Consider the following 23,227-nt stretch of genomic DNA (forward strand, 5'->3'; position numbering starts at 1 on the left):
ATGGCGCTCCGCAGAAAAATCTTGTGATGCTTCGTGTAATTGGCAGTAAGTTCCCGCCGTGACAGATCCCTTTAGCGGCAGGATTCATGCAGACACTTGCTCCATTTACCCGGGCCGGGATTTTTCCGGAGGCGGAATTGCCCGAAGGCCGGACGCTGCTGAATGAAGGCAAGCAACTGGCAGAACTCTGGAGAGTAGGCAAAAGCGCGTTTCACGCGGCCACGGGCTGCCGCAGCGAAGCAGAGTACAAGAGACGCCAAATGGCCGCGGGCCAGGTGATGCAGCATGCGCATCTGGGGTTCCGGGATCTTGCGCATTCGGTGGAAGCCACCGGAGCGGTCTATGAGGCCTGTCTGAAACGAGGTGCCCGGATCGACCGTTTCGGCATGTGCCTGGATTGGTCGATGGGCTTTCCGCGCGCGCAGCGCAGTGAACAGACCCGGGGCACCGGCATCCTTCTGAACAGCGATGAGGACTTTGCGCTCCTAACCCAGGCCGCCCCCGCGTCAATGCATTTTGGCGACTTCATGCTTGGGTTCCCGGCCGCTCTGGAAAACACCTGTTCGGCGCTTGCTGCCGGCGCCACAACGATCGGCAACCTTGGCCAGTACTTCACCTTCCGCCTGCCCGGCTACTCGGACGACGTGGAAACCACCGCTGCCACAGTCAAAGCGCTTGGCCTGATCGCGGCGCAGCCGGTTGAAGTGCTGGTGCATTCCAACCTCGATGACGGCTATGCCGCTGTCTACGAGGACCTGACCAGCGCCCTCGGCCAGGCGATGCTGGAGAAGTACATTGTCACCGATCTGATCGGCGCGCCGTTTGCAGTTTGCTACGGCCACCATTTCACCGAGCCCCTGACCCGGATCGCCTTCCAGCGTGCGCTTGCTGTTGTCTGCAATGGAGTGCCCGGTTCGCAGGTCTATGGCGCCACCGTGCTCTATAAGGGCAACCACGCCGAAAACTACGCTGGGCTTTCCTCATATCTTCTGGCTGACATCGCGGCCCAGCAGCTGCTGCCCACCGGCCACGCCGTGAACCCGGTTCCGGTTAGTGAAAATGAGCGGATCCCCGACGCAGATGAAATCATCGCGGCGCAATGCCACCTGAACCGGATGAAGACACTTGCCGGCGGCTACCTGCCGCTTCTGAACATGGTAGCCGCCGATCAGGTGCGTGATACCCTTCTGTCCGGAGCCGAAGGCTTCCGCAACCGGGTCTTGCAGGGGTTGCAGGAGGCCGGAATTGACACCTCTGACCCGTTTGAGATGCTGCTGGCCCTGCGCCGGACCGGCGCACGCGCATTAGAGCAGCGCTTTGGCGCCGGCCGACAGCGTCCCGACGTGCCCGGAAGGCGCCAGCCGGTTGTGGCTGCAACTACTTTTCAGGAGATTGAAGAGGAAGCAGCAGAGTTCCTCTGCAGCCCGGCTGGAGAAACTCTCAGCACCCTGGCCCGTCCCGGCCTTCGTATCCTGACCGCAACCACGGATGTTCACGAGCATGGCAAGATGCTGCTCGACACGGTCTTTGCCCGGGCAGGCTTTACCGTGGCAGATGGCGGCATCTCCAGCGACCCGGCCCATGTGGCCGCTGCTGCAATCGGAAACGGTGTCCAGGCCATTGCACTCAGCACGTACAACGGCGTGGCGCTCCGCTATGCCCGCGCCTTGTTGCAAGCGCTGGCACAAGAGGACGCAGAGATCCCCGTCCTGATTGGCGGACGCCTGAACGAAATTCCTGCCGCCAGCAATACCAGCCTGCCCGTAGACGTGAGCGGGGAGCTGCAGGAACTTGGCGCTTTCCCCTGCCTGGACCTCGATGCCGCCAGCCTTTGCCTGAAGCAGCTTCTTCAGCCTGCTGCGGAGGCCTGATCACAGCATCAGTAAGAAATTCCCTTAGCCTGGCTGAAACCGTCTGCGGATCGCGGCGCATTGGTAAGATGAGCAAGCCCAAGATCGCATCGCCAAAACACCGTGGTCCTGGTCTTTAGGCTTAGAACGTCAGGGACAAGGATTCCCGGCCAGCGCCCGGCCCGCCGCTTCGGAACTTGGTTATAGGGACCGCGGAAAATTGGGAAACAGCCGCGGCCCCCTCTGCCCGATTTGGTCAGCTGCCCCACAGGCGTGAGGGGCAAACTGCCCTGAGGGTTGTTTCTGCCTCAATGCGCACCCCCAACATGTAGTGTTTAAAGCTAATTAACAATTGAATTGATGCTAAAGTTTGACACAAATCCACAGCAACGGCCTAAGCGGCCCCCTCTGCAGCTAACCTGGCTTTCTCCGTCAGCCGGATGAGAGAAAAAGCGCCGCTTCAAATGTGTTCCGGTTGAAGCTCCAGCGCCCGCCTGTAGGCTGGCCGGAGATCCTGTTCCCGAACCCACCGGAGGCTAGATGAAACGCCGCTTTTTGCTGTCCCTGATCCTCGCCGCCGGCGCCCTGGCAGCCTGCGGCAGCCGTGCCGACGCGCCGCCGCCCGCCTTTGATCCGCCGCTCTTTCCAAATGAGACGCCTGAACTAAGACAGAAGATCAACCATTGGGCCGACCACTACGAGGTGCCGCGCAGCCTGGTGCACCGGCTGGCGGTGCGGGAAAGCACCCACCGGCCTTGGGCCGTGAACCGCCCGTATTACGGCCTGCTGCAGATCCTGCCCGCCACGGCCCGCTCGATGGGGTTCCAGGGCCAGCCCAAGGATCTGCTGGATGCGGACACCAACCTGAAATACGCGGTGAAGTACCTGCGCGGCGCCTGGCTGATCTCGGATGGCAGCCAGGACCAGGCGGTAAAGCATTACTCGCGCGGCTACTACCACGAGGCCAAGCGCCGCGGCATGCTCAAGGAAACCGGCCTGCGGCCCTGACCCGGCCTGCGCCGCACAGGCCGCAGCGCCCTGCAGGGGCGCTGCCCGGCCCAACGGGACGCGCTGGCTTGCGCAGCAAGCCGGCAAGGACGGGCGGGAGTTCCCCGCCGCGCCCTGCATTTTAGGGGAATTGTAATCAGCAGCCGCTTAACTGGCGCCATGCTGAGCCTGATCAAACTCCTTCTTCCCGCCCTGATGCCATCGTGGCGGTTCTTCAAAGCGGTGGACCCTTCCCCAAGGGTGGAATGGGCCCTGCTGCAGGACCCTGGCGGCACCGCCTCCGCCTGGCAGGAATTCCGCCCCCGGCCCCGGCATCTGTCTCTGGCCGCCATGGCGCGGCGGATGCTGTGGAACCCGCGCTGGAACGAGGGGCTGTTTCTGGTCAGCTGCGCCGAACGGCTCACCCTCAATCCGACCGACCACAGCCTGCAGGAAATCCGGTGCCGGGTCGCGGCAGAGCTTTCCCGCTCGCTTCCCGCAGACGCAATGCGGCCCTATCTCCAGTTCCGCCTTGTTTTCATCGACCGGGACGAAGATGGAAGCCTGGTGAAAGCCGTTACCTATCAGTCGGAGCCGCATCCGTTCCCAGGAAAGGCCGCAGCATGAGCTTTGAGCTCGCCCTGCGCGCAACAGAAGTTCTATTGGGTTTTGCCTTTGTGCTGCAAAGCCTTGAACACCTTTCGGGGTTCCGCAACGAGCAGATTATTCACAGCCCGCGCCTTGTTCTCAGCGGGCTGCTGCTGGCAGGGATAGCCGCGCCCTGGGTTCTGCTGGGGCTGCTGGGTCTAGGGCTTCTGCATCTGCAGCGCTTCCAAGGGCCCTACAACGGCGGCAGCGACAAGATGAGCCTGCTGATCCTCTGCTGCCTGACTGCCGCCCGCTGGCTGCCCTCCGAGCAGTGGCAGGAATATGCTTTTGCCTATCTCGCCGGGCAACTGGTGATCTGTTACTTCATCTCCGGACAGGTGAAAATCGTGAACCCCGAGTGGCGCTCCGGGCGCGCTCTGCAGGACGTGTTCCGCTTCTCTGCATACCCGGTCAGCGAAGGTTTGCGCGCATACGCAGACCGTCCGCGCCTGCTTTGGGTCATGGGCTGGTCGGTGATGCTGTTCGAATTGCTGTTTCCGCTGGCCCTGTTCAGCCGCGAGGCGCTGATCCTCGCCCTGTTCACCGCAGCCCTGTTTCACCTGGCCAATGCCTGCCTGTTCGGGCTGAACCGGTTTTTCTGGGTTTGGCTGGCCGCCTACCCGTCCCTCTTGTGGCTCCAGGAACGCGTGATCCTTTAAACCCGCCGGCAACGAAAAAGGCCGCCCAGCAGGCGGCCTTCCCGTAACTCCGAGAGCTTTTGAGGATTACTCCTCGTCCAGCGCCTCAACAGCTTTCTGCAGATCGTCCTTGGAGACTTGTTTCTCTTCCACTTTCGCCTGGCCGACGATGTGGTCAACAACTTTGTCTTCAAAGATCGGCGCGCGCAGCTGCTGCTGCATCTGAGCGTTCTGCTGGATGAATTCGAAGAACTGACGCTCCTGGCCCGGGTACTGGCGGGCTTGCGCCATGATCGCCTGGGTCATCTCGGCGTCGGTGACTTCAACTTCGGCCTTCTGGCCCAGCTCGGCCAGCAGCAGGCCCAGGCGCACGCGGCGCTCAGCCAGGGTGTTGTGCTCGTCGGTGGCTTCGATCTCGCCGTGGTCGTGGCCTTCCACTTCCGGGTTTTCCTCGTGCCACAGCTGGTGTGCGATCTGCTTGGCTTCGGCTTCCACCAGCGACGGCGGCAGGTCGAAGGAAACCAGGGTGTCCAGCTTGTCCAGCAGCGCACGCTTCATCACCGCGCGGGCAGCACCGGCGTATTCTGCCTCCAGGCGCTCGGTGATCTGGCCTTTCAGGCCGTCCAGGTCCTCAGCGCCGAATTTCTTCGCCAGCTCGTCGTCGATCTCGGCCGCTTTCGGGGCTTTGACTTCTTTCACCTTGCAGGTGAAGACAGCGTCTTTGCCGGCCAGGTGCTCTGCACCGTATTCTTCCGGGAAGGTGACGTTCACGTCTTTTTCTTCACCGGCTTTGGTGCCGACCAGCTGCTCTTCGAAACCGGGGATGAAGGAGTTGGAGCCCAGGGTCAGCGGGTAGTCGTCGCCTGCGCCGCCGTCAAAGGCTTCGCCGTCAACCTTGCCCAGGAAGTCGATTACAACCTGATCGCCGTCTTCGGCCGCAGCGCCCTCTTCGCGGGCTTCGAATTCCTTGGCGGTTTCCGCCAGGTTGTTCAGCGCCTCGGTGACGGCTTCGTCTTCAGCCTTCACAACCAGCTTTTCCAGCTCGACGCCGGAGAAGTCGACTTCGGGGATTTCCGGCAGCGCCTCATAGGACATCTCGACGTTGACGTCGTCGCCTTCTTTCCAGTCTTCGTTGGTCATCTTGACGTCGGGCTGCATCGCCGGACGGTCGCCGCTGTCCTCGAAGTGCTTGTTCATGGCGCCATCGACGGCTTCCTGCATCGCTTCGCCCATCAGGCGCTGGCCGAACTGCTTTTTCAGCAGTGCCATCGGCACTTTGCCCTTGCGGAAACCTTTCATTTCGATTTCCGGCTGCGCTTCGGCGAGCTTCTCGTTGACCTTCTCGGCCAGCTCGTCAGCGGTGACAGTGATGGCGTAGCCGCGTTTCAGACCTTCGTTCAGCGTCTCGGTGACCTGCATCATATTCCCCATAAGAGATTCGGAGCGCATGCACGCAGGCGCCCCCAGACAATTTGCGGTCTTCTATGTGGACAAAGGCGGCGGCGCAAGAGGCATTGCCTGCTTCGCAGCGGAATCGGCAGGTTTCCAATGTCTTTTCTTCAGGGTTTCCGCCCTTGAAAACGAAGAAACACGCCCCGCGGGGGACGTGTTTCCGTTCTGAAAACCAAGGGAGTTGAAAGCTCAGAACTTCCAGCGCGCGCCGGCCAGGATGACATTGGCGTCCTGGTACGTCGTGGCACTGGTATCCGCATAGGAGTAGTCGCGGTAAGCCAGGTAGGTCTCGACATTCAGGCTGTCGATCTTTTGCACCGCGGCCACCCCCCACGACTCCGCGCTGTCGCCTGCCGTCACCATGTCGGAGCCGTCGTAGTAGTCGACCGAGAACGCGGTGGAGCCGGCAGCAATCAGGTCTGCCTTGTAGCCGAGCTTGGCATAAGCATAGGTGCCGGCAATGTCGCGCTCGCCCGCCGCCACATTAAGCGAGAGACCGGTGGCCTTGTGCAGCACCGCAAAGGAGCCGGAGATGTCGCGGCGGTCAGCCTCGCCGGTCTCTTCGGTCCAGGAGGCGCCGATACCGGTGTCGATCGCAAACCCTGCAGCATCATCGTTGGCCCAGCGGACTGCCACGTCATAGCTTTCACGGTCATTCGCGTCCCGAAGGATGTCGGTGCCGTAAGAGGTCGAAAAGGTGAACCCGGCGAAGTCCGGCGAATCGTAGCGGATCCGGCCCAGGCGGCTGCCGTCCAGATCGGTGAAAGCATCGCCGATATCCACGCTGCTCAGTGCGCCGCCGCTGGTTCGGAAAGCATAACCGCCTGCGGAATCAGCCACCGAGTTGGACGCGCCCAGACCGGTGCCAGAGAAATCCGCACCGGTGATCCCGTCCGTCGCCATCGAGCCCTGACCAGCCGAGAAACGGCCATAGCGCGCGGTGTCGAACTGGAAATCCACATGCCGGATGTTGGTCCGGTCCCAGCTCACATTGTCGCCGGTGGTCAGCTGGCTGACGCCGTCCGAACTGCGGAAGCCAAAAGCGGTCTCAAAATTGAACCGCAGGGTGTTTTCGCCATAGCTCTGCTCCAGCCAGAAGCCGATCCGCGAGTTGGAGGCTTCGTTGTCCACCAGCCGGTTAAAGTCTTCCTGACCGTCATCAAAGGACTGGAAGGACGGGTTAAATTGTCCGTACCAGCGGAAGCTGCCGCCGTTGTCGGTGGTATAGGTGGGGCCTGCCACGGCCGGGGCAGCCAGAACGGCTGCCAGCGAAGCTGCCCCCGCGCGGGCCGCAAATTTGGTGCTCATTTTACTTGAGTCTCCTGTTCCGTCGGCAGCGAGCCTCTCCATCCCTGAGACCGCTGCCTGCCACAGGGCTAACACGGGATTTTTTGAGCCTTCAGGGTTGAAATCGCCGGCAAATTCCACCGCGCCCGGATGAGCGAATTTTCGCTCATCTAGCCTTTCCAGGAGCAAAAAACCGCTCCTGTGCAATCAGTTACGTAACCTGCATCACTTTCAGCAAAGCCTCCTTCGCAGGCGTGCCATGCAATTTCTGCAACCCTTCAGAAACGCTCATGACACCGTGCTATTTTGCACAGTCCCTTGAATATGCAAGCCGTCCAAAGCGACCGGTTCCCGGGCCGTTCGGCTATTGCCGGTGCCGACCTGCAAGCAGTTCAGCATTTGGCCTGAAGCGGCATCTTCGGGCAGGAAACTGCAGTTGTCCGTCTTGCACCGGATCCCCGTCTTCTGATCTCTTTGGGAAGACGGTAGCCCGCAGCTGGTTTCTGCCGGCCAGCCCCTCCGGCCCCGCTCAAATAACACCAGCTTTTGCGTCCGTGCCCTGTTCACTGCCTTCGCGGGCAGTTCTTCCAGCTTGGTGCCTTCATTGCAGCCCGAATGCTCCCCGGCCCCGCAAGTATCTTAAGCATGCAGGCAACTTTCAGTTGCCGCACCACCCGAGCCCCCCATAAGCTTTTCCGGAATTGACTTTGGGAGGTTTGAGCATGAGCGATAAAATCGTGTATTTCGACGGATGCACCACGTTTGGAAAAGCGGGGGGAAACATCCAGGTCGAACTTCAAGCCAACCTGCTAGACCCTAAGCCGAACGGCAGCGTGGAGGTGCGCAGCGAAGTAACTGCGCGCCTCAGATGCAGCAGGGCCGCGGCCCTGCAGCTGATCGAAGCACTGAGACGCGCAGTCGATCTTGCGGGCAGCGACTCCGATGAGGCAAAACCGGTCAAGAACTGACAACATCCGTTCCCTTCCCGCCGGCGCAATGCCGCGTCCCGGCATGCACAGCCTGGCTGGCCGCGGCTTAAAGCGCAGCCCTGGCTTCAACGAACATGCTTTCTTAGCACGCCTACACGGGCGTTTTCTTCGCTTCCTGTCTACCGGAAACTGCCATTTGCAGAAAGCGATACCCTAAAATGCAGATGGGCAAGACTTGGGAGTAGGGTCAGGACTCATAGCCAATAAATGTCGAGTGCTGCGAGGGCTATGGCAGAGAGGAAGACCTTTGGGCCGCGGTCGTAGCGGATTGCGACACGCCGCCAGTCTTTAAGTCTGCCGAACATGATCTCAATGCGATTACGCCGTTTGTATCTACGCTTGTCGCATCGAATAGCGGCCTTGCGTTGTTTTCGACCAGGGATGCACGGGCGTATCCGTTTGTCTCTCAACGCGTCTCTGAACCAATCGGCGTCCTACCCGCGATCACCGAGCAACCAGTCGACGTGTGGAAAGCTGTTCAGCAAAGCCCGGGCACCGATGTAGTCGCTGACCTGTCCGGCGGTGACGAACAAGTTCAGCGGGCTCCCCTTGCTGTCGCAGATGGCATGCAGTTTGGTGTTCATGCCGCCCTTCGTTCGACCAATCGGGCGTCCACGCCCCCCCTTTTACCTCCAGTGGGTCAAACTTCACTTTCTCCGACCGCCCAAACATTTGCGCCTGCGCCTGAATCACTGGATGCATGTCGCAGGCTTCCTGAAACATGCCTGTGAAGCTCACAAATCGCCCCAGGAGCGGCCCGGCCAGCACCACCAACGCTGCACTTGGCCTAAACTGGCACATGGCGTCGCGATCCTGCCTATCGGTGGCCCGCTCCAACGTGCACGTAAGTGGAATAAGGCAGCCACTACTCAGTGCCAAAAGATCACCCAGAACCGCTTTACCCCCCGCACGTAACGGGCAGAGCTCGCCTCACTCTGTGATTGCGTAACCGATGCCCGCTTTCTACTGTGCGGTTAGTTTTTAGTTCATCCAGTTTCTTGTTCAAATTTCAAATGACCTGCGGGGAATGGAATGCCTACCTATAGTATTGTTGATGAAACAGATGCAGCAACGGACATCGTGACAATCGACTCCTCACTCTTTGGAGTTAACCTAGTTACTCACTACGACACTGAGTTCGTTGATCCAAATGACTCCCACAAATCAGATGTAGAAGAGCTCGGCGCTACCACGCTGCGCTTCCCTGGTGGCGCTGTCTTTGAGTCCCACTTTGACATGACAAACCCCAACTCAGCCGTGTCGAAGATTGACCCAAATCTGGTGCTGACTCCTTTGGATGATTTCTTTGTTTCTGCAGGAGAAATTAATGCTGACGTGTCGCTGGGGATACCAACTCAGGTGGGGTTCGCAACAGACGCTCTTTCCGCTTTGCAAAACGGCACCTACGGCTCTCGAAGCCAGCTGGACGCGGACTACATTGACGACGTCATCGCTTATATCGAAACGGCACTTCAATACGCGGATGCAAACGGTGTGACCATCACGACCTTTGAACTTGGAAATGAGTTCTGGGGCAGTGGCCAAATGACGGCTGCAGAGTACGGACGCTTGGTAGGACAGCTTTCCGTGAAGATCCAGGAAAAGCTCGACGCTGAGGGAATAGATGCTGAAATCATTGTTCAGACAACAGCGTCGGCCGCTGTCTTCTCTCCAAATGAAGATGCCGAAATTTTCGTAGACAACAGCGGTTCGGCCCCTCTCTTTTACAAGCAGAGCCATATCGATGACCAATTCGGCGGTGTGGTTCCCCCGGGATTTCTGACTTACTCCATTGACGGGCAGGGACGCGATTGGGAGCAAGCTGAAGATATTGCAGCCGGTATTAACGCGGTATCCGGGGCTGCTGACGCCATCGACGGGGTCGTTCTTCACTACTACGCCGACAAGGGATTGGCTGGAGTCGATACAGAAAAATCGAATATTTTTAGAAGAGTGAACGGTTTCGAGGATCTCTTAGATAGATCCGCAGGGTTGCCGGAGCTGACACAACACCTGACTGAGTGGAACCCGCAGAAGGGTCGGCCGGACACAAAAGGTCTCAAACACGCGTCCATGCTGGTCGAAATGGTCTACGAGATGTCGACACATGGCATCGACACCGCTCAAATCTGGCCTTTGACTTTCAACAACGCGCAGGACAGAGCGCTTCTTGATCACAACGGCGACGGGCTCTCGATCTCAGGCGAAGTCTTCAAAATGATGAGCGAAAGCCTTGTCGGATTGCAGGCCAAGTTCGATTTTGAGCAAGCTGGCGAGATTGATGTACACGGTTATGGAGATGCTTCAAACACTCAAAGGTTCGTAGCATTCGTTTCCGAACGCAGCGGTTCTTTTTCAGACAACGTGGCCCTCGACTTCGGTAGCTATGTACAGAATGGGCAGTATTTTGTCGTCCTTACAGAGGTTTGGGACGGTGGTGCCGGTGGCGAAAACTCAAACGCCGAACCTGTAGTCTCGTACTCCGACGGCGTGGTTTCCTCAGGCGACTTGGTCACCTTTGATTTGAACGCTTGGGCAAACACCAGGATCGAAATCACGTATATTACGGATGGTGCAGATACGATCATTGGCCGCGGAGGAAACGACAGCATTTCCGGTGAAGGCGGCCATGACAGACTCGAAGGCAATGCCGGAAACGACACGCTGAGTGGTGGTGATGGCAAAGACACCCTGATTGGTGGCGACGGCAACGATAACCTGTCGGGAAACCTTGGATATGACAAGCTCTACGCCGGAAGCGGAGATGACACGCTGAGCGGCGGCAGCCACGGCGACAGCCTCTTTGGCGGCTCCGGCAACGACAGTTTGCGCGGCGAAGGCGGCAACGATAGCCTGTCCGGCAGCAACGGCGCTGACACGCTGCGCGGCCATTCCGGTGATGACACCCTGAACGGCGGCACCGGTACGGATAATCTCTACGGCAACTCCGGCAACGACGAACTCGACGGCGGCAGCGGTGCAGACCGGCTGGATGGCGGCACCGGTGATGACATCTACTGGGTCGACAACAGCGGCGACAATGTAGTCGAAGCCGCGGATGGGGGCATCGATACTGTCAATAGTTCGGTCTCCTACGATCTGAGCACGCGGGAGCACGTTGAAAACCTGATGCTGACCGGCACTGGCGATCTGAATGGCACGGGCAATACCGCCAATAACGTCATCACCGGCAACAGCGGCGCCAATGACTTGTCAGGCGACACCGGCAATGACACGCTGAATGCCGGCGAAGGCAATGACACCCTGTCCGGCGGCGGCGGCGATGACCGCCTTGTCGGCAACGAAGGGAACGACCTGATAACTGCCGGCTCCGGCAACGACACAGTGGTTGCAGGGCTTGGCAATGACACGCTCCATGGCCACAACGGCGATGACGCGCTCTATGCCGGACACGGCCAGGACAGCCTGCGCGGCGGCGGCGGCAGCGACACGCTGTTCGGCGGCAACAACAACGACTACCTGCTGGGCGGCAATGCCAACGACGTGCTTACCGGCGGCAGTGGCGACGACACCTTCGAGTTCAGGAAGAATAACGACGTCGACCGGATCACCGATTTCGGCAATGGCAATGACACGCTGATCCTGACCGACTTTGGCTTTTCTTCGGAAGCTGACGCCCTCGGCAATGCCAGCCAGAGCGGCGCCCATGTGGTGTTTGATTTCGGCGGCGGTGATGTTTTGACTTTGGAGAATCTGCAGCTCTCAGATTTGACGGGTAACATCAGCGTTATTTGACGATTGTCATAGCTGAAAGAGGAGCCAGGGCAAAAGGATACTGGCTCCTCAAAATACTCAATCACTTCATCCACGCCGGCCACGTTTCCGGCCACGTTTCATGCGGCCCCCTTCACATCCAGCGGATTGATCTGAACCCGCACAGACTGTCCAAACAATTCGGAACGAGCCTCGATCAGGCGCCGCCGGGGAATTGACCACAAGTAGCACAAGGGGCCGTGGAAACACCCTGCACCGCAGCGGCGTCAGCGGCCCTGGCTGTCCAGCCCTGCAGCTATCCGCCTCGTCTTCTGGTACTGCATGGCTATCTGCGCTCTTTCAGTCGGCGCCCAGCTGACCGGCCGCGCCGAGACGCTGCGCACCACGTGGCGCCAGACCCCCGGAACCTCCCCAATCGGGCGCCTCCCTGTCCTACGTCCTGGCGCCCTACTCGCCCCCGGCGGCTGCATTGCCGCAACTCTGTGCCGCCGGGGGTCTTTTCCAAAGGAGCGAGACATGAACCAGTTTTGACCCGTGAAGCTGCACAACGCAGAGCAAGGTACGGACGAATGGCACCAGCTCCGCTGCGGCGTGCTGACGGCCAGTGTGGTCAAAGAGAACGTGACGCCCGCGCTCAAGCTGGCGGCTAACGACAAAACCCGCGCCCTGGCCAACAAAATCGCCGTGCAGCGGATCACCGGCATTCCCGAGGAAGATCCGTTCACCTCTGAGAAGATGCTGCGGGGCCATATCGACGAAGAGGTCGCCCGGGACCTCTATTCCACGAAGTAAGCCATCGTGATCGAGGTGGGTTTCATCACCAATGACCGCTTTCCCCACTTTGGTTATTCCCCGGACGGCCTGGTCGGCGCTGACGGGCTGATCGAAGTCAAGAGCCGGGATCCGCACCTGCACATTGCCAGCATCAACGCCCCGGGAGCGCGGCGAAGGCATTCCGCCACGGTTGCGCTCGCCGAAGCCGACGCAAGCGATAGTGAGATCCAAGCAGTCACCGGCTATAAAACGCTTGAGATGGTCAAGAAAAACCGAATCCGGGCGAACCAGCGGAACCTGTCAGAAGCGGCTCAGGCCCGCCGGACTAGAACATGAACAGAACGCGAAACTGGGAAACCTTCTGGGAAACTGAAAATTTGGCGCCGTCCAGAGCGCTCCAAAATTTCTATATTTTCTTTTAAAAACAAAGTGGTGCGGGTGAAGGGACTTGAACCCCCACGCCTTGCGGCGCCAGAACCTAAATCTGGTGCGTCTACCAATTCCGCCACACCCGCACGTACCGCAAAGCACTTGGCCCTGCGTGCCGCGGTCAATAGCAAAGCTTTCCCAAGGATGCGAGAGGAAATCTCACGCCCCGCGGCTGTGCAAAACAGCAACAATCCGTCCGTATAATTGCAACAATAGGCGGATTTCTGCCTGAAAGGACTAGGCCCGGAATCCGGTTGTGCCGTAGTTTCAGAAAAAAATCTGAGGCATACAGAGCGAGCAACATCATGAAACCGTTTGGCAATGCGGCCTTGCGCGCGCAGCTGGCTGCGCGCGGCCAGGCCCGTCCGCAACGGCTGTTTCAAGGCAGCCAGAATATCAGCCTTTTGCGCGGCACTATTGTGCTTGGGCGCGAGGGAGAGCGTGCTGCCGAGGAGATCAAGGCAGGAGACAGCCTCATCACCCGAACCCAGGGCATGGCTCAGGTGGAGAGTGTCAGGACCCGCCGGGCCATGCTGCAGGCCGTTTGCATCTCGGCCGGCTCGCTGGGCGACACCCGGAGCGACGGCGATCTGACCGTGCCGTGGGACCAGCGGATTCTGGTGCGCGACTGGCGCGCCAAGGCAATGTTCGGCCAGCCGCAGGCCGTGGTTCCCGCTTATGAGCTGGTGGACGGCGAATTCATCCGCGACCTGGGCCTGCAGATGATGGAGCTGACCATCCTGGAGTTCTCCCGCCCGCATGTGATCTATGCAGGCGGCATGGAACTGGCCGCAGCGGCGCAAGCCCCCGAAGACCTGCGCCCGGCGGCCTGAGCCGGAGCTTTACAGCCCCAGCTTGCGGAACACGGCGGGGATCTGCTCCGGCAGGTCCTCGGCAATCAGGCCGGGGCCGAATTCCAGCGCGCATTCAACATGCAGATAGGCCGCGGTTTCCGCCGCCTGCATTGGTGCAAAGCCGCGCGCCATCAAACCAGCTATGAAGCCCGCAAGGACATCGCCTGACCCAGCGGTCGCGAGCCAGGGTGCCGAGCGCTCGTAATGGGCCGAATTGACCGAGCAGCGCCCGTCCGGCGCGGCAATCACCGTGTCGGGCCCCTTGAACAGAACGGTGCAGCCCGCGCGTTTGGCGGCCTCCCGGGCGGCATCGACCTTGGAATACGCCGGGCCGGTTGCGGCAGGCGCATTCAGCTTCTCTGCCAGATCCGGAAACAGCTTGGCGAATTCGCCGCCATGGGGGGTGATCACGCAGTTCTCGTGCAGCAGCTCAAACAGGGCTCCGGGCTTCAGTTCAAACCGGGTGAGCGCATCTGCATCCAGCACGGTTGCACGCTTTTCCTTCAGCACAGCCAGAACGATGGCCTGAGTATCCGCGCCGCGGCCCATGCCGGGGCCAAGGCAGACCGCGTTGAACCGCTTATCTTCCAGCAGCTCACTGACACCATGCGCGCCATCAATTTGCTGCAGCATGACCGCAGTAAGGTTGGCGGCATTTTCAAACATCGCCGAGCGCGGCGAGCCGACGGTAACCAGCCCTGCCCCGATCCGCAACGCACCGCGGGCGGCAAGCCGGGCCGCCCCGGTTTTTCCCGCTCCGCCGGAAAGGATAAGGGCGTGACCATGAGAATACTTATGTCCTGCAGCCTTCTTCAAGTCAGGAAGGTTTTCTTCTGTAAAAGGATTCATAGCCGCTCCGTCTGTTTGGCTCACTGAGCTTATAGACCGATGTCTTTAACAATAACTTTTCCGCAAAAGTTTGGGCCTTCCCCCGCAACATGCCCATGCTTAGGCTTGTGGAAAGTAACCGTAAGATGGGCGGGCAAGGCCCCGAAGTTCTTTCCAGTGTCACTGCAAATTCCGCTTGGCAGGTCGATAGCCACAAACCTGTCCTCCTTAGGTTCATGCGCATATTGGTATTGAGCCGATGGCATGAACCCGTACCACATCTGCAGAGTATCAGAAGGCATTTCGCGGTTCACTCCCACGCCAAACAAAGCGTCTATAACCAGAAACTGACTGACGTCATCACTTTCGTAAGTGCTGCGGACTTTTTGGTCATCCCAATTCCTGACCGTTCCAACTTTAAGCCATCGCTCATAATTTACTTTCGCGTCCGGCGGCAGCTTGTCGGGATCACCATAAAGAAACACCTCCACCGCCCAGCCGCGCTCCTTCAACAGCCGCGCCACAACAAAGCCGTCGCCGCCGTTGTTGCCCGGCCCGCACAGGATCACCGCCCTGCGCGCCTCTTCTTCTTTGTCAAAATACTCCGGGGAGCGCGAGGGGCCGGCCCCTCGCCCGGCTTCAACAGGCTCCGCCAGCTCCGGCCATTCCTCGAAGATGGCCTCAACCACCCCCTGCCCGGCGCGCTCCATCAGTTCCAGCCCGGTCACCTCGCCGGACTCAATGGCGGCCGCCTCAATGGCCCGCATCTGGGCTGCGGTCAGCAGTTCGGCCATGTTTTGCCCTTCCCCGATTCAATTCTGCGCATTTTCCGGGCGCAGCGCTTAATTTTTAGGCAGACAGCTTCAAATCCCGCCTTCAAATGCCGCAGCTGCACAGCCTTGCATTGCTGCCTTCATTTAGAAGTGAAATGACACCCCCAACAAGCTTGCGAGGAGCCATGCCGATGAAAAAGATCGAAGCCATCATCAAGCCTTTTAAACTGGATGAGGTGAAGGAAGCGTTGCAGGACGTCGGCGTCCAGGGTCTTTCCGTCATCGAGGTCAAAGGCTTCGGCCGCCAGAAGGGCCACACCGAGCTGTACCGCGGCGCCGAATATGTTGTCGACTTCCTGCCCAAGGTGAAGGTCGAGGTTGTGCTGGACGACGATCAGGTCGACCAGGCGATCGAAGCCATCGTCGACGCTGCCAAGACCGACAAGATCGGCGACGGCAAAATCTTTGTTTCGCCCGTCGAGCAAGCCATCCGCATCCGTACCGGCGAGACCGGCCCGGACGCGCTGTAAACACACACGAAATCTCCAGATACCTATATCAGAAGGACCAAGGGAATGAGCGTAGACGCAGTTCTCAAGACTCTCCGTGAAGAAGACGTGGCCTACGTCGACATCCGCTTCACCGACGTGCGCGGCAAGCTGCAGCACGTGACCGTGGACGTGGACCTGGTGGACGAAGACTTCCTGGAAGAAGGCTTCATGTTCGACGGCTCCTCGATCGCCGGCTGGAAGTCGATTGAAAACTCCGACATGAAACTGATGGCGGACACCACCTCGGCCTATATCGACCCGTTCTACGCGGAAAAGACCCTGTGCCTGCACTGCTCCATCGTTGAGCCCGACACCGGCGAAGCCTATGAGCGCGACCCGCGCGGCACCGCCCAGAAAGCCGAGGCCTACCTGAAGTCCTCCGGCATCGGCGATGTGGCCTACATGGGCCCGGAAGCGGAATTCTTCCTGTTCGACGACGTGCGTTACTCCAACACCATCAACAAGGTGTCTTATGAAGTCGACGCAACCGACGGCTCCTGGAACACCGACGCCGAATTCGAAATGGGCAACATGGGCCACCGACCGGGCCTGAAGGGCGGCTACTTCCCGGTGAACCCGACCGACGAAGCGCAGGACCTGCGCTCTGAAATGCTGTCGACCATGAAGCGTCTGGGCATGAAAGTGGACAAGCACCACCACGAGGTGGCCTCCTGCCAGCACGAGCTGGGTCTGATCTTCGACAGCCTGACCAAACAGGCCGACGAGCTGCAGAAGTACAAATACGTGATCCACAATGTGGCCCACGCTTACGGCAAATCGGCAACCTTCATGCCGAAGCCGATCTACGGCGACAACGGCTCCGGCATGCACGTCAACATGTCGATCTGGAAAGACGGCAAGCCGCTGTTTGCCGGCGACAAATATGCTGACCTGTCGGACGAGGCGATCTACTTCATCGGCGGCATCCTGAAACACGCCAAGACCCTGAACGCCTTCACCAACCCGTCCACCAACTCCTACAAGCGCCTGATCCCCGGCTTCGAAGCCCCGGTTCTGCGCGCCTACTCCGCCCGCAACCGCTCCGGCTGCGTGCGTATTCCGTGGACCGAAAGCCCGAAAGCCAAGCGCGTCGAGGCCCGCTTCCCCGATCCGGCGGCAAACCCCTACCTGTGCTTTGCCGCGCTGCTGATGGCCGGCCTGGACGGCATCAAGAACAAGATCGATCCGGGCGAGGCCATGGACAAGAACCTCTACGATCTGCCGGCCGAAGAGCTGGAAGGCATCCCGACCGTCTGCGGCTCGCTGCGCGAAGCCATCGACGCGCTGGCCGCCGACCACGACTTCCTGCTGCAGGGCGACGTGTTCACCAAAGACCAGATCGACGGCTACATCGAGCTGAAGATGGAAGAGGTCCACAAGTACGAGCACACCCCGCACCCGGTGGAGTTCGGCATGTACTACAGCTGCTAAGCTGCAGCGATATTACGGAAAAGGCGCTCCTTCGGGGCGCCTTTTTTTGTGCCGGGCGCTTAGTGCCCTGGAAATTGGAGGCGCTTGATTTCCACCTTGCCATGTCCCATTGCTGGCTGCATGAGTTTACAATCCGACATTCAGACGACCCTTACCCTGACACGCCAAGGCAACCACAAGGCGGCTCTGAAGGCCGCCAAGGCAGCCATGAAAAAGCACAAGGCGCACCCGCTGTTTCCCAACCTTGCAGCGGTAGCGCTTTGCGCGGCGGGCAAGGAGCGCGAAGCCATTCCGCTGTACCGCAAGGCTTTGGAGCTGGACCCGTCATTTCATGACGCACGCCGGAACCTCGGGTTGGCGCTGGCGGCAGCTGGTCAGACTGCAAAGGCTGAATCCACCCTGACCAAGGCTGCTGCACTGCAGCCGCAGGATGTGAACACCTGGCTTGCCCTCGCATCCACCCGCAAGGGGTTGCAGATGTTAGAGGCTGCCCGTGCCGCCGCTGCCAAGGCCGTGGACCTGGCACCGCAGAACGTGCAGGCTGTCAGGCTCTTGGCCGAGGCTGATGAGGGTCTGGGCGAAATCAATGCCGCGCTGAACGGGTTCCGGGCTGCATTGGAACTGATGCCACGTGACATCCCCCTTCACTACAGCATAGCCGACCTGCTGACCTACCAGCTGCAGACAGATGAGGCGCTGAACATCCTCGAACAAGCCCGGTCGATAGAACCCGGCAATACCCACACGCTTCTGCGTATCGCAACGCAGTTGAACGCGGCCGGCCAGCGTGAGCAGGCCGCCTCCGTCTACCGTGAAGTTTTGCGATTGAACCCAGACGATGGCGAAGCTCTGTTGCAATTGGCTCTCGCTCTGCCTTCCGAACAGCTGGGAGAGATACAGGCTGCGGCAATTGCCGCACTGAAGAGGGCCGCGCCCAAGACGCTGGATCGTGCAACTGCGGAATTTTCCGCAGCCCACCTCTCGCGCCGGTCAGGTGACCAGGTGCAAGCAGCTGAGTTTTACCGCGCCGGAAACAAGTCCGTCTCACAGATCCTGCCCTACGACCGTCGGCAGCAGAACCATCTGAGTCAGGAGGTGCTGTCCCGCTGTCCTGCCCCCATTGCCCTTCAGCCCGAGGCCGGGCAAGGGCCGTTTCCGATTTACGTTGTCGGAATGCCGCGCTCTGGCACAACACTGACAGAGGCCATGCTGGGCGCACACCCGGCGGTCTTCGCCGCCGGCGAACGGCGCATCGACGAACGGATGGTGGCCGCGTTGCTGACCAGTTCGCCATTCGGCACAGCGGAGGTGCAGGAACTGGCCCGCGTCACACGGGAAAATTTGCCGCCGAAGGCTGCCGGCAGCCGTGCTTATGTTGACAAAATGCCAGAGAACTTCCGGTTCTTGGGTTTCCTTTTACAGGCCACCCCCCATGCCAAGGTCATCCATTTGCGCCGGGACCCTCGCGACACAGCGCTTTCCCAATGGCAGACTCTGTTTGCCGGCGGCGCACTTCCCTTCACCTATGATTTGCGGGCGATGGCACATCGGTTCAACCTCTACGCCGGGTTGATGGCACATTGGCACCGCGTGCTGCCCGGCCGGATCCTCGACGTGAACTATGAGGACCTTGTCGCGGACGTGCAGGGCGGAAGCCGGATCATTGCTGAACACTGCGGGCTGGAATGGGTGGCGGAAATGGCTGAACCGCACCGTCACGCCGGACAGGTTCTGACCGCAAGCGTCCATCAGGTCCGTGAACCGGTCCACGCCCGGTCTGTCCGCAAGTGGGAACAGCATCAGGAAACCTTGGCGCCGTTTATAAGCGAACTGGACCCGGAGCTTTGGCCCGATCTGCAGCAAACCTGACCTGCCCGGCGAAGAAGCCGATTGCCCTTCGGCACGAAGATGGTATTGCCGCTGGTTCCCCTGATCCAGCCGGAGCCTCCCTATGACAGCACCAAACACCCTTGGCATCGACTTTGGCACCTCCAACTCGGCGGCCGGGATTACGGTTGGCGTCCGACCCTGGCTAGTGGAGATGGAACCCGGAGAACAGACCCTGCCGACGGCTGTGTTCTTTGAAGAAGACGCCCGCAGCATGCGGATCGGCCACAGCGCTGCCCGCGCCCTCATCTGCGGCGAGGAAGGCCGGTTTATGCGCGCGCTCAAAAGCCTTCTGGGCACCCCTCTGCTGCATGAGGAACGCCGCTTTGGAGGCGAGCGGATCAGCTTTGCTACCATTATCTCCCGGTTTCTGGCAGAGATGAAGAAGCGCGCCGAAACGGCCACCCATATGCAGTTCACCCATGCCTTGTCGGGCCGGCCGGTGCGGTTTCACTCCAAGGACGCGGACCGCGATACGCAGGCCGAAAAGGATCTGCGCGCCTGCTATCTCGAGGCCGGGTTTCAGGACGTGATGTTCATGTACGAACCCGAAGCCGCCCTGCGCGCGGCCGCCCCTGCACCGGGCGCGGGTCTGATCGTCGACATCGGCGGCGGCACCTCGGACTTTACCGCCTTTGTGCAGAAGGAGGACGGCAGCACCCGGATCCTGGCGTCAAACGGCGTCCGGCTGGGCGGCACCGACTTCGACCGCCAGCTCAGCATCCATCATGTGATGCCGCTTCTGGGCCGCGGCAGCCAGATCCGCAACACATTCGGCGGCGGCAGCCTGCCCGCGCCCAACCGCCTGTTCAACGATCTGGCCACCTGGCAGATGATCCCTTTCCTCTATACCCCCGAAAGCCGCCGCGCAGCGCAGGATCTGGCCGCCAATGCGGCGGAGCCGGACAAGCTTGCCCGCCTGGTTGCGGTGCTGGAGGACGAGCTGGGCCATGAGCTTGCCTTTGCAGTGGAGCGCGGCAAGATCAGGGCCAATGGTGCAGAAGGCAGCGCTGCCATCGACCTGAAGCTGCTGGAGCGCGGGTTGTCCGTACCTCTGCCCGCGGCAGAGATGAACCGCACGCTTTCGGAGCAGACCGCAGCCATCGGAGCCTGTGCAGCGGAAACCCTGAAAATGGCCGGGCTTGCCCAGGATCAGGTGGAGCGGATTGTTCTAGTCGGCGGCTCTTCGCTGCTGGCGGCTGTACAGGCACAGATGCAAGCGCTCTGCCCAAATGCCCGCACCGAAACGGCAAATGCCATGACGGCCGTTGCCGATGGGCTGGCCCTGGCCGCCGCTGGCGCCTTTGCCTAGGCCAATGGGAACCTAAGCGCGGAATTCCCGTTAGACAAAGGGCGCCAGCACGTTAGGCTGCAGGCGCACGAGTCACATTTCGAGAGTTCTTATATGCGCCGCTTTCTGGCCCCTGTCCTGATTTCCGCCCTGCTTGCTTCGCCCGCCCTTGCCGCCACCTGCGGAAACACCTCTGCCGGGTTTGATGCCTGGAAGCAGGAATTCACCCGCGATGCCAAGCGCGCGGGCGTCCGCAAGGCCGGGCTGCAAGCGCTGGCATCGGCGCAATATGCCCGCCGCACTATTGCTGCCGACCGCAACCAGAAAAGCTTCAAATACTCGCTGGAGAAATTCATGCAGATCCGCGGCTCTGCGACAATCGTGGCCCAGGGACGCAAGCGCAAAGCCCGCAACCCGGAATTCTATGCCGCCCTTGAACGGAAATACGGCGTGCCCGCAGGCATCCTGATTGCCATCCACGGCATGGAGACCGCTTTTGGCAATTACATGGGCGACAGCCAGGTGGTCTCGGCCATTGTCACTTTGACCTACGACTGCCGCCGTTCGGACTTCTTCCGCCCGCATGCTCTGGGAGCACTGAAACTGGTGGACCAGGGTGCAATCACGCCCGCGACCCTTGGTGCCAAACACGGCGAACTTGGCCACACTCAGTTTCTCCCCGGCAATGCCCTGGAATTCGGCGTGGATTGGGACGGCAACGGGCGGGTCGACTTTTACAATATGGGCGATGCTCTGGCGTCCACTGCCCACTACCTGCGCCAGAAGGGCTGGAAGCCCGGCCGGGGCTATCAGGAAGGCGAACCGAACTACCGTGTCCTGAAAGAATGGAATGCCGCCACAGTCTATCAGCAGTCTCTGGCTATCATGGGCCGCCAGATCGACGGCTGACGCCTTCGGATTTACGATGCCTTTGCGCCCGGCTTCATTTCGGGTGCAAAGACAGCTGCCTTGAGGCCCGGAACAGTTCCCGCGATTCCCGCCCGATTGTAGGCCCTGAGGCATCAATGTGACCGCCCGCCGCCACAGTTGAGCCGCAATCCGGCCTGGAAAAGCCTGCATTTTTAGTCATTTTTTTTAAAAAACAACACCTTACCCTTCGCCCCATTTTCCTTTCCCGTGCCTTCCTGGTTTCCGTTCAGGACACCTTCCCTGCCCCACTTTTAACTACTTCAAATTTTATTCTTTCTTTATCGGCACCCTGAATGGAGGATCCGGACGGTGGCAGAGAAGGTAGAATACACAGGCAGGCTTGGGCTGGAATACCGCGACTCCGGAACCCTCTCTGCAGCGGTGACTGCGGTTGTGGACACGCTTGACGACTTCGGGCACCCCGCGGACCGGATTGAAGCCCGCGCCGAAAACACCGCCAAGCTGCAAAGCGACCATTACCTCGTGACGGTCCGTTTGCGCCGGGTGCCGCTGCGCCGTGCCAGCAAGCTGACGAGCAGCATGCTGCAGCCCGCAGCATTCCTGGAACTGTCCCTGACGTCTGTTTACCCCAGCCATTGCGATCAAGAGATCTCTGAACTGCTGCTGGCAGAAACGCTGCGCCGTTTGCTGCCTGAGGTGGAGGCGACCTCGGTCGAGTGGCTGGACTCTGACGTAGCGCTCACCTGCGAGCAGTTTCTGAGTGCGTTTGAACCGCGGCAGCAAGAAGCGGAGCGTGCGGCTGCAGCCCCCCTTCAAGAGGCATTGCCCCGCCCACGGGGCCGGGACTGCTTTACCCCGGTTGAGCAGACCGCGCAGGAGCTTGAGGCCCATTGCGACCGTGCTTTTGCCGCTGCAAGAACCATCCAGGCTGCGGCAGCCACCCGTGCCCGCATGCCAGCCGCAGTGCATAATCTTTCTCAAGGCTGGGGCAGCCGGCTTGGGGCCTCGGTAGTGGCGGCTTTCACTCTTTCCAGCAGCAAACGGCTTCGGTTTGTCAGCCACTTGCTGCTGCTGACCGCCTTGATCCTGTTTCTGGACAGCGCCGGCATGGTGCAGGCTGCCCGGCTGCTGGGTCCGTGATCCGGTCTCAGCCCGCCTGCCCCGGCGTGCCCCACTGCCGCATCACATCCTGCCGTGCCAGCACACGGGTATGAATGGCGAACACCACCGCGCGGCTCTGCGGCAGACGCAGGATCATCTGTTTTTCGCTGCGCAGATAATCTGCCCGCGTCCCATGCGACCGGTCCCGCGGCGCAAATTGGCTGCGCGGCTGAAACAGGGCCGGATCCTGATACCAAAGCGCATTGAACCGCCACAGCGGCCGCCCTGCCTGAACCCCGTCAAACAGACGCTGCACTCTTGCCGCAATACCCGCATCGTAGCTGCCGACAGGCACATGTATTCCGGTCAGCGGCCGCATGAATTTTTCCGCCAGCGTCCAGCTGGCCGGAAAGCACAGCACCGCACCGGTCAGCACATGCTCGTCCGCGCCTTCCGGTTTCTGAAGGATGCAGAAATCCTGCTGCGCAATCTGTCCCAAGGTGCCTAGCGGATCCTTCGGATCAACAGGCACCGCTACGCCATCCGGCCGAACCGCCGTTTGCCGCGCACCAGGAGAAACCGTGTCCAGCACCATCTGCAGCAGTTCCTGCGCCGCAGCCATCGCGCCAACGTCCAATTGCAGAACGTCCTGCCGTCTTTCCGAAAGGAGGCGCCGGCGTTCCGCCATCTGGCCGGAAAAGGCCTCATCCGCCGTTAACCACTCCTCCGGTCCAAGCGGCTGGACACCAGGGAGCTTTTTCTCCTCAAGCGGATTGTAAGGAATGGTTTTCTGCAGAATCTCGGTCATTCATCTCCGATAGCATCCCCCTC

The 23,227-nt window shown here is 60.3% G+C and carries 18 protein-coding genes, 1 tRNA gene and 3 pseudogenes; 16 read left to right on the top strand and 6 right to left on the bottom strand.

Annotated elements, in window-relative coordinates:
- Positions 1-86 precede the first annotated feature (86 nt).
- The 4 genes from RA20_RS14260 to RA20_RS14275 all read left to right on the top strand — a co-directional run bounded on the left by RA20_RS14260 (position 87) and on the right by RA20_RS14275 (position 4,144).
- Positions 87-1,871, top strand: coding sequence for a cobalamin-dependent protein (locus RA20_RS14260; protein ID WP_052249004.1), 1,785 nt, complete (start codon positions 87-89; stop codon positions 1,869-1,871).
- A 519-nt stretch (positions 1,872-2,390) separates the two neighbouring features.
- Complete coding sequence (locus RA20_RS14265) at positions 2,391-2,858, top strand: lytic transglycosylase domain-containing protein (RefSeq protein WP_039130014.1); 468 nt, start codon at positions 2,391-2,393, stop codon at positions 2,856-2,858.
- A 159-nt stretch (positions 2,859-3,017) separates the two neighbouring features.
- Entirely contained in the window at positions 3,018-3,464 is a 447-nt protein-coding gene (locus tag RA20_RS14270) for a hypothetical protein (RefSeq protein WP_039130017.1), read from the top strand.
- Positions 3,461-4,144 carry an HTTM domain-containing protein gene (locus tag RA20_RS14275; RefSeq protein ID WP_039130020.1) on the top strand — a complete coding sequence of 228 codons (684 nt, stop codon included), beginning with the start codon at positions 3,461-3,463 and terminating at the stop codon, positions 4,142-4,144. The genes RA20_RS14270 and RA20_RS14275 overlap by 4 nt, the downstream gene beginning before the upstream one ends.
- A gap of 66 nt (positions 4,145-4,210) precedes the next feature.
- Here RA20_RS14275 and tig read toward each other — a convergent pair whose 3' ends face one another.
- Both tig and RA20_RS14285 read right to left on the bottom strand, forming a co-directional pair.
- Positions 4,211-5,542, bottom strand: a complete 1,332-nt coding sequence (tig, locus tag RA20_RS14280) for a trigger factor (RefSeq protein WP_039130494.1) — start codon at positions 5,540-5,542, stop codon at positions 4,211-4,213.
- Between the two features lie 222 nt (positions 5,543-5,764).
- Positions 5,765-6,883: a porin gene (locus RA20_RS14285; RefSeq protein ID WP_039130022.1), complete on the bottom strand. Its 1,119-nt coding sequence runs from the start codon at positions 6,881-6,883 to the stop codon at positions 5,765-5,767.
- 701 nt (positions 6,884-7,584) lie between these two features.
- Between RA20_RS14285 and RA20_RS14290 the strand changes: the two genes are divergently transcribed.
- Positions 7,585-7,830: a hypothetical protein gene (locus RA20_RS14290; RefSeq protein WP_052249005.1), complete on the top strand. Its 246-nt coding sequence runs from the start codon at positions 7,585-7,587 to the stop codon at positions 7,828-7,830.
- Between the two features lie 215 nt (positions 7,831-8,045).
- Here the strand turns inward: RA20_RS14290 and RA20_RS14295 are convergent.
- Positions 8,046-8,477: pseudogene (locus RA20_RS14295) on the bottom strand (IS5 family transposase); the annotation flags it as partial.
- A 406-nt stretch (positions 8,478-8,883) separates the two neighbouring features.
- Between RA20_RS14295 and RA20_RS25410 the strand changes: the two are divergent.
- From RA20_RS25410 to RA20_RS26170, 3 genes are all read left to right on the top strand, one after another.
- Complete coding sequence (locus RA20_RS25410) at positions 8,884-11,607, top strand: calcium-binding protein (protein WP_152618520.1); 2,724 nt, start codon at positions 8,884-8,886, stop codon at positions 11,605-11,607.
- Between the two features lie 513 nt (positions 11,608-12,120).
- Positions 12,121-12,378, top strand: coding sequence for a hypothetical protein (locus tag RA20_RS14310; RefSeq protein ID WP_052249007.1), 258 nt, complete (start codon positions 12,121-12,123; stop codon positions 12,376-12,378).
- 6 nt (positions 12,379-12,384) lie between these two features.
- Complete coding sequence (locus RA20_RS26170) at positions 12,385-12,696, top strand: hypothetical protein (RefSeq protein ID WP_052249008.1); 312 nt, start codon at positions 12,385-12,387, stop codon at positions 12,694-12,696.
- Between the two features lie 94 nt (positions 12,697-12,790).
- On the opposite strand, the gene RA20_RS14315 is transcribed toward RA20_RS26170, so the two are convergent.
- Positions 12,791-12,875, bottom strand: a tRNA-Leu gene (locus RA20_RS14315).
- Between the two features lie 219 nt (positions 12,876-13,094).
- Here RA20_RS14315 and RA20_RS14320 point away from each other — a divergent pair.
- A complete protein-coding gene (locus RA20_RS14320; protein ID WP_039130027.1) occupies positions 13,095-13,622 on the top strand; it encodes a Hint domain-containing protein in 528 nt (175 codons plus the stop codon).
- A gap of 9 nt (positions 13,623-13,631) precedes the next feature.
- Here RA20_RS14320 and RA20_RS14325 read toward each other — a convergent pair.
- Positions 13,632-15,265 (bottom strand): annotated as a pseudogene (locus RA20_RS14325) (NAD(P)H-hydrate dehydratase).
- Positions 15,266-15,435: 170 nt separating this feature from the next.
- Here RA20_RS14325 and RA20_RS14330 point away from each other — a divergent pair.
- From RA20_RS14330 to RA20_RS14355, 7 genes and pseudogenes are all read left to right on the top strand, one after another.
- Positions 15,436-15,774 carry a P-II family nitrogen regulator gene (locus RA20_RS14330; RefSeq protein WP_008554830.1) on the top strand — a complete coding sequence of 113 codons (339 nt, stop codon included), beginning with the start codon at positions 15,436-15,438 and terminating at the stop codon, positions 15,772-15,774.
- A gap of 45 nt (positions 15,775-15,819) precedes the next feature.
- Entirely contained in the window at positions 15,820-17,226 is a 1,407-nt protein-coding gene (gene glnA, locus RA20_RS14335) for a type I glutamate--ammonia ligase (RefSeq protein ID WP_039130030.1), read from the top strand.
- A gap of 120 nt (positions 17,227-17,346) precedes the next feature.
- Positions 17,347-17,667 (top strand): annotated as a pseudogene (locus RA20_RS26400) (tetratricopeptide repeat protein); the annotation flags it as partial.
- 111 nt (positions 17,668-17,778) lie between these two features.
- Positions 17,779-19,095: a tetratricopeptide repeat-containing sulfotransferase family protein gene (locus RA20_RS14340; RefSeq protein WP_241482261.1), complete on the top strand. Its 1,317-nt coding sequence runs from the start codon at positions 17,779-17,781 to the stop codon at positions 19,093-19,095.
- An 82-nt stretch (positions 19,096-19,177) separates the two neighbouring features.
- Positions 19,178-20,425 carry an Hsp70 family protein gene (locus tag RA20_RS14345; protein ID WP_039130034.1) on the top strand — a complete coding sequence of 416 codons (1,248 nt, stop codon included), beginning with the start codon at positions 19,178-19,180 and terminating at the stop codon, positions 20,423-20,425.
- Between the two features lie 93 nt (positions 20,426-20,518).
- Complete coding sequence (locus RA20_RS14350) at positions 20,519-21,313, top strand: lytic murein transglycosylase (RefSeq protein WP_052249010.1); 795 nt, start codon at positions 20,519-20,521, stop codon at positions 21,311-21,313.
- 330 nt (positions 21,314-21,643) lie between these two features.
- On the top strand, positions 21,644-22,435 hold the full coding sequence (locus RA20_RS14355; RefSeq protein WP_039130037.1) for a hypothetical protein: 792 nt from the start codon (positions 21,644-21,646) through the stop codon (positions 22,433-22,435).
- 7 nt (positions 22,436-22,442) lie between these two features.
- Here RA20_RS14355 and RA20_RS14360 read toward each other — a convergent pair whose 3' ends face one another.
- Entirely contained in the window at positions 22,443-23,204 is a 762-nt protein-coding gene (locus RA20_RS14360; protein ID WP_039130040.1) for a heme-dependent oxidative N-demethylase family protein, read from the bottom strand.
- Between the last annotated feature and the right edge of the window lie 23 nt (positions 23,205-23,227).

It is taken from the genome of Leisingera sp. ANG-Vp, from assembly GCF_000813725.1.
Lineage (GTDB): Bacteria > Pseudomonadota > Alphaproteobacteria > Rhodobacterales > Rhodobacteraceae > Leisingera.